Source organism: Lysobacter sp. P5_B12, from assembly GCF_056400425.1.
Genome location: NZ_JBFULG010000001.1, coordinates 387,569 through 401,616, shown reverse-complemented (window position 1 = coordinate 401,616; position 14,048 = coordinate 387,569). Strand labels below are relative to the sequence as shown.

Genomic DNA, 14,048 nt, shown 5'->3' with positions numbered 1-14,048 from the left:
TCCTGATCGGAGAATTGTCAACCTACTTTGGTCATTCCGGCCTAGAATCCTCTCCAGTAATGTCGCAATCGCGTCCCTGACTGGGGCGCAGAACAGCCGCTGGGGGCACGGAAACCGCATGACACGGCAACACCCGACCATTGGCGCACTCCTCCGGGGGCTGCGCACCAGAAACGATTGGACCTTGAAGGAAATGAGCCAGCGGTGCGGCATTCCGCTGTCGACGTTGTCGAAGGTCGAACACGACCGCCTCAGCCTCACCTACGACAAGCTGCTGCAGATCAGCCAGCGGTTGAACCTGCGCATGTCGGAATTGTTCGCCGAGGAAACCGCGGTGCCGGAACCGGCGGTCACCGCGCGACGCAGCATCGGCCGCATCGACGACGCCGTGCGCGTCACCACGCCGAACTACGACTACTTCTATTTGTGCCCGGAATTGCGCCGCAAACGCATGATCCCGGTCCTGACGCGCGTGCGTGCGAAGAGCATCGCCGAGTTCGGCGAACTCGTACGCCACCCTGGCGAGGAATACATCCACGTCATCGAAGGCCGCGCCGAAGTGCACACCGAGTTCTACGACCCGATCGTGCTCGAAGCCGGCGAATCGGTGTACATCGACTCGAACATGGGCCACGCGTACATCGCCGCCGAAGGCTGCGAGGAAGTGCTGCTGCTGGGCGTGTGTTCGAGCGCGGACGAACAGATGATGGAATCGATGATGCACATGCACGACGAGATGTCGGGGAAGCTTGTCTCGGTGAAGTGAGTCACGACTTCGCGGTGGGATCGCCGAGCGTGTCGTTCAACGCGATCGCGGCGGCGACCATCTGCCTGACCCGGGTTGCGGCGAGCGTGTCGCCGTCCCGCAATTCGATCGTGGCCAGCTCGTACTTCCCGTTGCCCTTGAGGCGATCGTCGAACTCGCGCAGGCGCTTGCCACGCCAGAAACCGAACAGCACGCGCGCGTCTTCCGCACGGATCAACAACACCGGCCCGTTGTGGAAATAGACCAGATGGCCCCACTTGATGCGCTCCTCGAGCGCGCCTGCCGATAGCGTTGCCTTGCGCAGCCGCTCGACCAGGGGCTTGCGCCAGCCGTCGAGCGCGGCGAGATAAGCGTCGGGGGATGCGGCCGGAATCGACTTCTTCATCGCCACGCGCGGCACCTGAGCTAGAACTTCTCGCCGACCGGAAAATAACGCCACGTCCCCACCGGCATCTTGCCCAGCGACACCCTGCCGATGCGGATGCGCCGGATCGCCACGACGTCCAGGCCCACCTGCTTGCACATGTCGCGCAACTGCCCCGGCTCGGCGCCCTTGATCGCGAAACGCAGGCGGATCTCGTTCTGCCAGCTCACCTTGCAGGGCGGCAACTCACGCCGGCGATAGAACAACCCGTGGTTCAGTCGCCGAAGCCCCCATGGCGCGATCTCACCGGACACCTCGACGATGTACTCGTGCTCGATGCTGTCCGCGTCTTCGGTGAGGCGACGCCAGATGCGCCCGTCCTGCGTGAACACCATCATGCCGCTGTCTTCGCGATCGAGCGGCACGAGGGGCGTGAGGCGGACGAAGTGGTCGTCGATCGAAGCGATGCCTGACGTGTCTTCGGGCCAGCGCGCTTCGGGTGTGATGAGTGTGCGTGCGAGTTTGCGGCCTTCGATCGCGTCGAAGCCGATGGGCTTGTGCAAAACGATGGTGGTGGGGTCGGGGGCGATCATGGCGACAGTGTAATGGGCCACCTTCCCGCGAGCGCGCCCTTCTATTTGAGCGGAAACGGCGATCGTTTCACCCATGGCGAGCGGCATGACGGGCAGATCAGCCCCATCGGAATGCTACGCCTGAAGGTCTTGCGGCACTTAGAGCAAAGAAAGAAATAGGGCGGGCCAGGAATGATTTGCATCGTGTCACCTCAAGCGAGGTCTGTCCGGCGACTCGCGCGCTTCGCCAGACGATCATGCAGCGCACGCACGTTATCGTCAGCAAGCGAGATCGCTGTCTTCATCGTCTCTTCGGCGGCTCTGCCGACCTGGCGAACGCGCAACACGTCGGCGACTTCCGCAAGGGTGAGCATCGTCTCCTCGTAACCCTGTCGCATCCACGCGGAGATTCGGTCGTGATCGAAGCCGAGCAAGTCCGTCGCGCGTTTCGAGATGGGCTCCCTAGGCCGTAATTCCACGATGACGGTACGGTCGTTCTCGGTCGGCCGTTGCCAGAAGCTGCCGTTTTGGAGATGACTGACGATGATTACGTCGCAGTCTTCGCCGAGCAGCGGCGTGATGGGCGTATTCCCCTGCACGGTTCGCCAGCCACCTTGGCCGCCATCGGAGTAGTGCCCATCTTCGAGGCGTCGTCGCTTGAAGATCAGCGGCAGTGCAGCGGACGCAAGCAGGCATTCCCTCTGTTGGTTGTCTGGAAGCGATTGCAATAACCGGAACTCCGAATCGGGCGTGTCGACGAGCCCCAGTGTCGCTACCGCGTCACGCCCGAGGTCCTGCAGGATGCCATGACTGCGAAAGACCGAGACCCAGAGCGGCCGGCCGTTCGCAAGAGACGGCGCATCCAGGTACTTGTCGAGCAAGGCCTTCAGCGGCACGTCGGTGAACAGGCTGGTCGGCACATCGCGATGTTCGTTGACCGCTTCCAACATCCACGTCGCGGCGGCGGCCACCAATCGGGTCGGCGGCGTTGTGCACGCAAGTGCTTGCCCTGCGCCGAGGAGCAGCCGCAGATAGGCCGGATAGTTCGGGTCGAACAGTGGGCTCTGCGCGAGTTCGGTCCACACACGCTTGAGTCGATCGGCCGCATCATCCACGGATGCGGCGCTCGCCACCATCGCGCCATTCAATGCGCCGATGCTGGCACCGGAAACAACGTCGACTTCGATCCCGGTCTCGGCCAGCGCACGTAGCACGCCCGCCTGATAGGCACCCTTCGCTCCGCCACCGGACAGCACCAAGCCAACTTTGGGGCGCGTCATGCGAATGTCCTGCGTACGAAGATCTCTTCGCTCAATCGATCAATCGCACGGTCGATCGACATAACGCGCGGAACGCGGAGCGGCAAGCGCGTGTCTTCATCGGCGGAAATCGCAAGACTCAGCGGCTGCCAGGCGTTGGCCGGCTCGGCGAGGTATCGGATCGCCTCACCCTCGATCGCATCGATCTGCTCGCAAGTCTCCCGCCACGCCGAGATCGGCAGAGGACGTGCGATATCCCATTCGAGTTCGCTTCGCAGCCGGGCCTTGACCGGGTTTCGAACCAGATCAAGCCATTCGAGCGCGTTCGCGGATTTGCTCGGGTGCCGCATGCAATCGCCGAATGGCCCCCAAAACAGCCCATCCATCAGAAGGAACGCCCTAACAATCGGACTGTGCCGCTCCGTGTGGCCTGCGTCCCAGCGATCTTCCTCCGACTTCAAATGTCGGATAGCCCTTTGTTCGATGTCGATCCGTGCGAGGTCCGCCTGCATCGCATCGAACCGTGTCTCGGCGTCGTTCCGCAAACGTCGGAGGTCTGCGTCGAGGGCCTCGACATCCTCCAGCATCAGTCCCATGCACGAAGCAAGCTCGGCGGTCTGTGTTGCAACCTGGCCGATCGCCAGCATCGACCGTGCATTGCCGAGCTGCAAATCCTTGAGCCAAGCAACGCAGGTCTGGACGTGCTCCGTCAGGGACGTATCGATCAAGTTACGCCGGCGCCGATCGGCTCCTGTCACCTCGTCGATGAACCTGGACAGTGGCCCTTCCCTGTTGCGCTGCTCCTTCGCATGGTCCGCCGTCGCCGCCAGGCCGTTAAGAAGGTCGACGGCCAGCTTATCGGTCAATTGCGGGTGTTGCTCGAAAATCGCATGACCAAATGGTTTGGCGACCGGTTTCAGTGAATCTCCCAGCGAGTCAATGCGCATGATGTACTCCGCTGGAGCCTTCGATGGCGCGCTGAAGCCACTTCGCAATGCCGCCCGCGTCACGCACTTGATCCTCCAAGTCGAAGCAGACGCTGGAGATTTTCCGGTGCACGCCGCTCTCGTCGACCTGGTCGTGGCGCGCTGCGGCTTGATCCCGCGCGGCTTGCATGCCGGCAACCTGTGCACGCACTCGCTCAAAAAAGCCCGTGAACCCCGCACGCATCGCAGCATCGAATTGGGACGCCCATTGTTCGGCAAGGATTGAGTGACGTTGCAGTTCCTCCTTGCGGAGTTGGATCAGCGTCTCCCGAGGCATTCGATGCTTGACGGTCACATGCGTAACCTCCGTCTTGTATTTGAGGTCGTCCAGAAATGGAAGGGACCCGAGAATCTGCCAAGCCACGCTCGCCTCCCGGACTCTCACGCGCCGAACGGCCATCAGCTCGCGAAGCGCGCGTGGTGCGCGTGCGGCGATGAGGTCGCGATCCATGAAGGGAGGAACGGATTGATGCAGGTCGAGGTCAATCGCAGAGTCGAGCGCTGCGAAGCTTTCCGCGACGGACCGACGTGCGTTTTCTATGAGCTCGGTCGCCAATCCGTTCGCGGCTTCCATCAACCGCCGCTCACAGTCGCGCGTCAGCGGATCGATTACTGCATCGAGCCCGGCATCCAGCTCCTCCACAAACGCGCGAACGCGTGCCGGGTCTTCGTGCGCCAACCAATCCTCGCGGCGATCGTGCTCGCAATTGTCCAGATAGGCCAGGATCGATTTCTCGCCGTTCCCGGCCAGTTGAGATTGCTCCCGCTGCGCATGCGCTTTGAATGCCTCGAACGCTGAGGCCCACGCGTCGTGCACTGCGCGCTCGATGTCCGTAATGCCTGCACTGCATTCGTCGAGCGCCCTTCGGAGCTCTCGTAGCCTGCGACCGTCGCTCTGCATCCCTTCCGCCCGAATGCGCAATTGGGCACCCAGGATCTCCGCGTTGACGCAAACCGCCTCCATCGCCGCCAATGCATGGCCCAGATGGGCATCCGATGCCAAATCAGCTTTGCGCGCCAACAGCGATTTTCGCATTTCAACCACGTCAGCGGACTTGGAATTTGCTCCCTCGTCCGAGCCGGCTGAAAGCAAGCCCGCTTCTATCAACTCGTCGACGGATTCGAGCTGGACCTCGATCAGCCGTTGCAACTCCTCCTGAACTAGCTGCAACGGAGCGCCAGTCAAATCTTCGTCTTGCCCACCCCGAGAACCCACGATCAAATCTGCCAACCACTCTACGATCTTCGTCATGCTCTACCCGTTCCCGTCCCCTTGGCGAATGGTAGACGACGACGTCGCAAACGCGCACTCAGATCTGGTGGCCCACCAGCAACCGAATAGTCGCCGCAAGCTATTGACGCCAAATAAATAAGCAGCCAGGGCAACTCGCGCCTGACTCCCAAACTGACTCACATTTGACGCAGCTTAGGGAGAGCCCTGGCCTCGACCAGCGACCAGCCAATCGATGGCCGCGTCGCTGACCCCGCGCKACTAGCGGGCGGCGCCGTGTTTCTTCATTGTAGCGTTCGTAGCAAATGCTTCGAGGGGCCGATGCATGCACTTCCCGTCATCCACCACGTTTGAAGAAGCGTTGGAAACTCTCAGGTTCGAAATTTGGCCCGAGGACGAACCGGATCGAGACGTACTGAAGCCTGCCATCCCCAGGGATCAATACGTCCAATGGCTGAACCTGCTGCAGACCGCAGCGCAGGAACGCAAGGCCGGCAATCCTGATAGGGCCTGGGTCCTCCTCCTTGAAGCCCACGGCTTCGCCAGATACCGCGAAGGGTTGGACCGGGGGCTATACCTGGCCGGGCCCGGGAGAACGCGTAGCCATTTTGCTGAGATCGGCAAGACAGGTGGCATAGCGACGCGCGACAGTCGACGGGCAAAGATCCGGGACTTGGTGCAACGCATCGCAGAGAAGCACGCGGAGCAGGGTTGGTCGACCCCCGAGGATCTTGAAGCCGATATCAAGAAAATGGGCCGACAGTGCGGGCTTTCAGTGGTACCCAGCCTCCTGACAAGCATCATGCGTGAGCCGGAGATTGCCCAAATCGCTCACGTGCTACACGGAAAGAGCACACCCGCCCCGCCGCTTCGCAAACCCCGTCATGACGAACGCAAGTAGGGGCCACCAATTCCAAACGTCCTGCACTTTCGGGGAGCCTGAAACCGAATGTAATGGTCCACTTTGGTCATGTACCGAACGTGTTCCCCAAGTGCTGCCCACATTGAATCATCGCCCCTAGTGAGCATGCCAATACAGCGGTCAACGTAGGACTCCTTCTTTTGGTTGCAATTGAAGTACATCCCTTTGCCGCGTGTTACTTCCGTTTTCCAATGATTTCCGAGAATGCTGGCGATCCGAATATCGCTGGATAACTTCTGGCCATTAAAAAAGATGGCCATGTGGAAGTGATATCCCTTCTCAATCCCGAACTCCATCTTCCACATATATCCCACTAAATGTTCAGACAGTGGGCCTGTTCGAAGGTAGCTCAAGAACTCATCTCGGTGCGCCTGAGCTTCATCGAACGTAATAGCCTGCCCTTGAAAGGCATCCGCCGACGCAAACTCTGAGTAGTACCCCGCGTCCAACCGAATTGCCAGAACCTTTGAGCACGACTGCCTCAACTTCGCTAATAGCTCGCGGCCATTTCGAGCGTTGGATCGTTCACTGCGCCGGAGGTTGTCCAGCTGCTTGCGTAGACCACCCACTTTTCCGTATGCGCGAATGTTCGCTATAGCATCATTCAGAGCCTCCGCCATATAGGGATCGATCTTGTCCTCGCCACACCACAGCCCCTCGCAGTACTTGTCGAAGGCAAGGTAAAACGGACTGAATCGATGCCGAGGGAACTGTCTTGCAATTTCCCCCGTATCCACCTTGGCGCATCGGAAGAACGCCTTGCCCAGCTTGGTAGCGCGGACCACCGGGCGGCCGCGTACCTGGTCGACCTCAAAAGGCACCTCCTTCGAGCGGAGCACTTTCGCAGTTGTTTCKACGACGTCCTTGACCATCTGCACGCAATCCCGCTGCCTAGTGAAGTACCGATTTCCGTCCTTTGTCCAGACGGTGGACCACCCTTGGAGAGTTTCAATTTCACTACTCATTTCATCACCAGTCACATCAACTAATAACTAACAACGATCATTCCTTTCCAGCAGGGTGATCGCTTGGCTGCATGACCCGGACTCTCTTGGAGGGTTCTGCCAAGAAACGGTCAATAAATGGGTGTTCTAAATAAAAATTTAACGCCCCGTTACTTGCACCTCTCCTGCATTAGCTGCATGAGGAATTCGTCGATTTCGTACTCAACAAAACCCACGTTCCGGCCGAGCTTTACGGGCTTCGGAAAGTTGGGCTTGAAGTAGTTCGACCTCTCGTCCAGATAGGAGTAGAGGGTCGACCGAGAGATTCCGAGACGCGCCTCAACCTCGGGGCGCCGAATGAGGCACGGGCGTTCTGCCCTGTTCTTGTCCATCGCATGTGCTCCTGCTGCCTTACTAGAGCGTCACCCTAGATCGGGTAGCCAGGTGAGCCCAGCACATGAAGCCGCTGTATTTTTTTACAGCGGCTAGATGCGCCCGGTCCGCGGGTAACCCACTGATTTTTGGCGATAGAGCTGTGCTGAAGCGCCCCCCCTGCAAGTGGGTAGGAGCCAGCTTTTTCGGTGGGGGAGCCAACTTTTTGGTTTAGGAGCTAACTTTTCGGACCGTAGGAGCCAAATTCTCATTGGCCCCACGAGGCAAATCGGGCTAGATGACCCTTAACAACCCGAGCGACGCTGTTGTTCGCGCTGGCGGCTGCTTGCCGTCGAGATGAGCGCAGAGAACCATTCGACACGGTCGTCTATTCTTGTCGGATCAATAGGGGATCCACCGATATGGCCAAAGCCACCGTTGCCGACATCCGCTCCGCGATTCTGAAGTTGGTCCCCAAGGACGGGACATCCGTCGGCAACATGGCACTACGTGAGCGGGTGGCCGAAAGGCTTGGGGCCAAGGTCGACGAAGACGACTACTTCGAGGCCCGCGATGCCTTGGTGGACTCGGGGAAGCTGGCCAAAGGCCAAGGCCGCGGGGGCTCGGTGCGCCGCGTGGTCGATGCCGTCGCGCCGCTGACTCTGTCGGCGCCGGAGAAGCCCGCGGACGCAGATACCGCCAAGCCCAAGCAGGTCAGCATGACGCTGGCCCAGGCGAAGCAGGCCAAGGCCGAGGTCAAGTCACGCAAGGCGGTGGACGGGGCCAAGGTCATCGCCTACCAGCACGACCAGAAGCGCAAGAACAACCCAGACGTGGGCGTGGTGACGCCGGACAACGACCCGGAGCAACCCCGCACCCGGTGGACCTATGACCCGCACATCGACCCGGCCCTGCAGTTCGACGTGGGCCGGGCGAAGGTCGAGAACCTCATTGATGCCGCCCTGGCTGCCAGTGCCGACGACGCCGAGCAGGCGCAAGGCGAGATCCTCGCTTGGCTCGATCACGCCTTGGCCGGCCAGGACGAGCGTGCCATTCGTGAAGTCATCACCAACCTGCGTGCCCGCATTGCGGCCGAGAACCGAGTCCCGGCCCAGGAGCAGCTGAACCAGCTCAAGAGCATGTCCAGCCCCTACCTCAATTGGGCGGGCAAGGCCGAGCGCACCAGCTTCGACGTGGACACGGTCAGCCTGCACGTCCACGAGCGTATCGACCCGGCCACGATCCTGGGGGTGATCCAGAAGCGGGTGAAGCAGACCAAGGAATCGGATGGCACCCAGTCCGACATGTTCCGTGCGTGGTTCGAGGAGCCGCTGCCGCTGCGCGAGGCGGTGGACTTCTACAAGCACGACCGCGGCTGGTCCAACCGACTGGTGGCGGGCGACTCGTTACTGGTGATGAACAGCTTGCTGCAGAAGGAGAGCATGGCCGGGCAGGTGCAGATGATCTACATCGACCCGCCCTACGGCATCAAGTACGGCAGCAACTTTCAGCCATTCGTCAACAAGCGCGACGTCAAGGACCGCAGCGACGCGGACCTGACCCAAGAACCGGAAATGATTAAGGCTTTCCGGGACACCTGGGAACTAGGCATCCACTCTTACCTGACGTATCTGCGCGATCGACTACTCTTGGCGAAGGAACTTCTGCACGAGTCGGGCAGCGTATTTGTGCAGATCTCAGATGAGAATCTGCATCACGTCAGAGAAATGATGGATGAAGTCCTTGGCGCAGAAAACTTCGTATCGGTCATCACTTTCGTAAAGACAAGCGGCCAAACATCTGAGTTGCTCTCCGGCATATCTGATTATCTCGTCTGGTACGCAAAGAACAAACCAGTCGCAAAGTATCGCCAAGTCTACAAAGAGCGATCCGATAGAACTCTAGACAATGCATATACCTGGGTGCTTGAGCAGAACGGACGCACTCGGAAACTCACGTCCCGCGAACTAGAGCATGGTAGAGCGCCCGGTAAGCGATTGATGTCTGCGAGCCTATTTTCGCAGGGATTTAGGCAATTTACGTCTGTTCCGTACAAGCACCTTGACATCACGTTCGACCCGGGGCACGACAAGAACTGGAAGACAACTGTTGAAGGGCTCGAGCGGCTTGGCCAGTCGGGCCGACTTGTCGTCGCTGGTTCGACGCTTTGCTATAAGCGGTACGCTGATGACTTCCCAGTCGTTGCCCACAATAACCTCTGGGAAGACACAGTCGTCAGCACATTTGTTGCTGCCAAATTGTACGTCGTGCAAACGGCAAACAAGGTTGTCGAACGTTGTATCCAAATGGTTACCGACCCAGGGGATTTGGTGTTAGATCCAACATGCGGTTCGGGAACAACGGCGTTCGTCGCCGAGAAATGGGGAAGACGCTGGATCACGTGCGATACGTCGCGCGTTGCGATTACGCTTGCCAAGCAGCGACTTATGACGGCCAGCTACGACTACTACGAGCTCAAATACCCGCATGAAGGCCTGAGGGGCGGCTTCATCTACAGGACAGTCCCGCACGTCACGCTCAAATCGATTGCCAGCAACCCGGAGATCGATGAGATCTGGGTCCGCTTGCACCCGGCAATCGAGCAGGCACTTGGCAAGCTCAATTCAGCACTGAAGTCTGCCGGCGCATCCTTCAAGATCAGCGAGGGCGGCCGCAAGGGCGAGACATTGGATTTCGCCAAGGGCGATGCGCTACAGGAATGGGAGGTCCCCTTCGACTACCCGGACGCCTGGCACCCGGCGGCGTGTGAGGCATTCGATGCGTTCCACGCCTCTCGCCAGGCAATGCAGAAAAAGATGGACGACTCCATCGCCGCGCATGCAGATCAGGAAACCCTCTACGACCAACCCACCGTCTCCAAGGACAAGCTGCGCATCACCGGCCCCTTCACTGTGGAAGCCGTGCCCTTCCCCGCCGTGCTGTCACTGGACGAAACCCAGCCCGCACGAGAAGCCGACGCCGCCATCGCTCGCAGCGGCGAGTCGCAGCGCCAGCACAGCTGGCGCGACGAACTGCTGAAGACCGGCATCCGCGGCAAGGGCGGTCAGATGCTCAAGTTCGCCGAACTGGAGACGCTGCCGGACACCAAACACCTGCACTGCACCGGTCATGTCACTGACACCGGCGAGCGCGTCGTCGTCAGCTTTGGTCCCGAGCACGCCGCATTGGAACAGCGCCAAGTGGAGCTGGCCATGCGTGAGGCCGGCGACCTTTTCCCGCGCCCGAAGATGATCATCTTCTGCGCCTTTACCTTCGACCCGGAAGCTGCAAAAGACATCGACGCCACCAAGGGCATCACCGCCCTCAAGGTGCAGATGAACACCGACCTGCTCACCGAGGACCTGAAGAAGAATCGCAGCAGCAACCAGAGCTTCTGGCTGATGGGACAACCGGACGTCGAGGTGCGCGAGCTCAAGGACGGCAAGTACGTGGTCGAGGTCAACGGCTTCGATTACTTCGACACCACCAACGGCGAGCTCAAATCCGGTGGCAAAAAGAACATCGCCGCGTGGGCACTGGACACCGATTACGATGAGCGCTGTCTGTTTCCCCACCAAGTCTTCTTTCCGATGGCTGGCGCTAAGGACGGCTGGTACAAGCTCAAGAAGGACATCAAGGCCGAGCTGGACGAGTCCAAGCTGGATAAGCTGCACGGCACGCTCAGCTTGCCGTTCGAGCCCGGCGACAACCGCAAGGTCGCGGTAAAGATCGTCGACGACCGCGGTATCGAGTCGTTGAAAGTGATCGCGCTGGGTTGAGGCCGAAATGACCAAACCCAAGTCGCTGATCGTCAATTCGCCCTTCGAAGTGCCTCGCTGGCATTGGCTGGACAACCAGGGCTCGCTGAAGCTGGCCGAGGGTCGCCGTCAGGCCGGTTACGAAATTTTCGACACCCGCAACAACACCCGGCGCAACGAGCCGCTGGAGCTCGTTGAACGTATCCGTTCCCGCGTCGGCAAGTGGCGCGAGGCCCAATACCCCGGCGTCACCACGGTGACGCGCAGTCTGCTAGAGCACTGGAACGATGCCAGCGCGCGCCAGTACCCGTTCTACTTCTGCCAGTTGGAAGCGATCGAAACGTTGATCTGGTGGATAGAGGCGCCCGCCGACTACAAGCAGGGCATTGCCGTCCCAGGAGACGGCGGCGCGTGGGAACGCCTCTGCAACAAGATGGCCACAGGCAGCGGCAAGACCACGGTGATGGCGATGCTGATCACCTGGCAGGTGCTGAACGCCCTGACCTATCCAAAGCGCAACAAGGACTTCTCCCGCACCATCTTCATCGTTGCGCCGGGCCTGACCGTGCGTGAGCGTCTGCAGGTCCTCTATCCGGGACACCCGGCCAACTACTACGACACCTTCGGCCTGTGCCCTTCTGAGGCGCTGCGGAGCAAGCTCAACCAGGTGGAATTGCTGGTGGAGAACTGGCATTCGCTGATGCCGCTGAAGGTGCCGGAACGCTCGGTGGTCAAAAAGGGTGCCGAGAGCGACAAGGCCTTCGTCAAGCGCGTGCTCGGCAAGCTGGCGGGCTACAAGGACATCGTCGTTATCAACGACGAAGCCCACCATGCCTATCGCCAGTCGCCTGAGGACAAGCGCAGCCGTGATGTGAAACGGCGCGCCGAGGAAATGGGGTTGGACCAGGAGGAGGCGACCCGCTGGATCGAGGGGCTGGATCGCATCCATCGTGAGCTTCGCATCCAGCGTTGCTTCGACCTGTCGGCAACGCCCTTCGCACCAACCGGCCGCTCCAACACTGAGTCCGGTCTGTTCGACTGGATCGTCTCCGACTTCGGCCTCAACGACGCCATCGAGGCCGGTTTGGTCAAAACGCCACGCGTAGTCGTGCGCGACGGCGTGGTGCCCGACACCAAGACACTTAAGCCCAAGCTGTACCACCTCTACCGCGACCCGGAAGTCCAGGACGATCTAAACCGTCGTGGCGCGCAGCCGCACGAGCCGCTGCCGCCGCTGGTCCAACAGGCCTACACGCTGCTGGGCGCGGATTGGCGCAAGGCTGCCGAGGCATGGTCGCAGGGTGGCCATGATTCGCCACCGGTACTGCTGACCGTGTGCAATCGCACGGAGACCGCAGCGCGCATCGAACGCTACTTCACCAGCGGCGATGTGCACTGGCCCGAGCTGCGCAATCCAAACCGCACGCTGCGTGTGGACTCCAAGGTGCTGGAGAAGGCGGAAGTCGGCGCGACCGCCGGGACCGACAAGGACTACGAGGCGCGGCTGAACGCCATTGTCGCGGCGGCCAACATTCCGAGCGATCGCAAGGCACGGCTGGAGGGCCTCAAGAAGGAAGAGCTGCTCCGCGAGATCGTGGATAACGTGGGCAAGCGCGGAACAGCCGGACAGGATCTGCAGAACGTCATCTCCGTGGCGATGCTGTCCGAGGGCTGGGATGCCAAGAACGTCACGCACATCCTCGGATTGCGCGCCTTCACCAGCCAGTTGCTTTGTGAGCAGGTGATCGGTCGCGGCCTGCGCCGCGTCGGCTACGACACCGAGTCGGTGGTCGGGCCGGATGGCGTGGAGCGGCAGTTGTTCAAGGCGGAATACGTCAACGTGTTCGGCGTGCCCCTGTCCGTGTTCCAGGACCTCAGCGGCGAGGGCGAAGCGCCTCCCCCGCCGAAGCCCAGCACCCAGATCGAAGCGTTGGAAGAGCGCAACAGCCTGGAGATCCGCTGGCCGAACGTGTTGCGCGTGGACGCGATCGTCCGTCCGGGACTGACTCTTGACTGGATCAAGATGGAGCCCTTGAAGCTAGATCCTGCGCGCACGCCATTGGCGGCCGACATGGCCCCCGCGTTGGGTGGCGCTAACGCCTGGGATCAGATCACGGAGATCGACCTGGAGAAGCTGCCTGACGAGTTCCGGCTGCAGCGGCTGGTGTTCCAGGCCGCACGCAAGGCCTACGACCAGATGAGTGGGCAGTTCACCGGCACGCCGGAATACCTGGCGTTCCAGCTGATTCGCCTGATCGAGAAGTTCCTGGCTTCGGACAAGGTGGAAGTGCCGTCGCTGTTCCATCAGGAACCGCTACGCAAACGCATCCTGGTATCCCTCAACATGGACGTGGTGGTGCAGCATCTGCTGCGTTACCTGATCCCGCAGAACCAGGAGCGCATCGAACCGGTCTTCGACGAGGAGTTCCCGGTTGGCTCCACCCGGTACATGCGGACCTGGTACACCACCAAGACCTGCCAGCCGGCGCAGAAGTCGCAGATCAGCCATGTCGTGGCCGATGGCGCGTGGGAAGCCCACGCTGCCAACGTGCTGGAAACCAGCCCGCAAGTGCAAACCTACGCCAAGAACGATCACCTGGGCTTCCAGATCTACTACATGTGGAATGGCGCCAAGCGCCGCTATATCCCCGACTTCCTGATCAAGCTGGCCAACGGCAAGACGCTGGTGCTGGAGATCAAGGGCGAGGACAGCGAGCAGAACAAGGCCAAGCGGGCCGCGCTCGATGCCTGGGTGGCGGGTGTGAACCAGAAGGGCGGCTTCGGCGTCTGGAGCTGGGACGTGGCGTTTGAGCCGCACCAGGTTCAGGACATTCTGGCTAGTCATTCCTAGGAACGGCGCGAACGCGCACCGCC

At 60.7% G+C, this 14,048-nt stretch carries 11 protein-coding genes; 4 read left to right on the top strand and 7 right to left on the bottom strand.

Annotation, left to right across the window (positions count from 1 at the left end; translation table 11 throughout):
• Positions 1–118: 118 nt before the first annotated feature.
• Positions 119–766 carry a helix-turn-helix domain-containing protein gene (locus AC1DOM_RS01790; protein ID WP_498959625.1) on the top strand — a complete coding sequence of 216 codons (648 nt, stop codon included), beginning with the start codon at positions 119–121 and terminating at the stop codon, positions 764–766.
• Between the two features lies 1 nt (position 767).
• Here AC1DOM_RS01790 and AC1DOM_RS01785 read toward each other — a convergent pair whose 3' ends face one another.
• The 5 genes from AC1DOM_RS01785 to AC1DOM_RS01765 all read right to left on the bottom strand — a co-directional run bounded on the left by AC1DOM_RS01785 (position 768) and on the right by AC1DOM_RS01765 (position 5,199).
• Entirely contained in the window at positions 768–1,151 is a 384-nt protein-coding gene (locus AC1DOM_RS01785; protein ID WP_498960203.1) for a DUF1801 domain-containing protein, read from the bottom strand.
• A gap of 20 nt (positions 1,152–1,171) precedes the next feature.
• A complete protein-coding gene (locus AC1DOM_RS01780) occupies positions 1,172–1,723 on the bottom strand; it encodes an RNA-binding protein (RefSeq protein WP_498959623.1) in 552 nt (183 codons plus the stop codon).
• A 191-nt stretch (positions 1,724–1,914) separates the two neighbouring features.
• Positions 1,915–2,982 carry a patatin-like phospholipase family protein gene (locus AC1DOM_RS01775; RefSeq protein ID WP_498959621.1) on the bottom strand — a complete coding sequence of 356 codons (1,068 nt, stop codon included), beginning with the start codon at positions 2,980–2,982 and terminating at the stop codon, positions 1,915–1,917.
• On the bottom strand, positions 2,979–3,908 hold the full coding sequence (locus AC1DOM_RS01770) for a diguanylate cyclase regulator RdcB family protein (RefSeq protein ID WP_498959619.1): 930 nt from the start codon (positions 3,906–3,908) through the stop codon (positions 2,979–2,981). The genes AC1DOM_RS01775 and AC1DOM_RS01770 overlap by 4 nt, the downstream gene beginning before the upstream one ends.
• Positions 3,898–5,199, bottom strand: a complete 1,302-nt coding sequence (locus AC1DOM_RS01765; RefSeq protein WP_498959617.1) for a hypothetical protein — start codon at positions 5,197–5,199, stop codon at positions 3,898–3,900. Before AC1DOM_RS01765 ends, AC1DOM_RS01770 begins: the two co-directional genes overlap by 11 nt.
• A 304-nt stretch (positions 5,200–5,503) precedes the next feature.
• Between AC1DOM_RS01765 and AC1DOM_RS01760 the strand changes: the two genes are divergently transcribed.
• On the top strand, positions 5,504–6,079 hold the full coding sequence (locus AC1DOM_RS01760) for a hypothetical protein (RefSeq protein WP_498959615.1): 576 nt from the start codon (positions 5,504–5,506) through the stop codon (positions 6,077–6,079).
• On the opposite strand, the gene AC1DOM_RS01755 is transcribed toward AC1DOM_RS01760, so the two are convergent.
• Complete coding sequence (locus AC1DOM_RS01755; RefSeq protein ID WP_498960201.1) at positions 6,061–6,972, bottom strand: YagK/YfjJ domain-containing protein; 912 nt, start codon at positions 6,970–6,972, stop codon at positions 6,061–6,063. The genes AC1DOM_RS01760 and AC1DOM_RS01755 overlap by 19 nt on opposite strands.
• 242 nt (positions 6,973–7,214) lie before the next feature.
• Positions 7,215–7,436 (bottom strand): helix-turn-helix transcriptional regulator, encoded by a 222-nt coding sequence (locus tag AC1DOM_RS01750; RefSeq protein WP_498959613.1) that lies wholly within the window; start codon positions 7,434–7,436, stop codon positions 7,215–7,217.
• 402 nt (positions 7,437–7,838) lie between these two features.
• Between AC1DOM_RS01750 and AC1DOM_RS01745 the strand changes: the two genes are divergently transcribed.
• Entirely contained in the window at positions 7,839–11,195 is a 3,357-nt protein-coding gene (locus AC1DOM_RS01745; protein WP_498959611.1) for a site-specific DNA-methyltransferase, read from the top strand.
• A 7-nt stretch (positions 11,196–11,202) separates the two neighbouring features.
• Positions 11,203–14,025: a BPTD_3080 family restriction endonuclease gene (locus tag AC1DOM_RS01740; RefSeq protein ID WP_498959609.1), complete on the top strand. Its 2,823-nt coding sequence runs from the start codon at positions 11,203–11,205 to the stop codon at positions 14,023–14,025.
• The last annotated feature ends 23 nt before the right edge of the window (positions 14,026–14,048 follow it).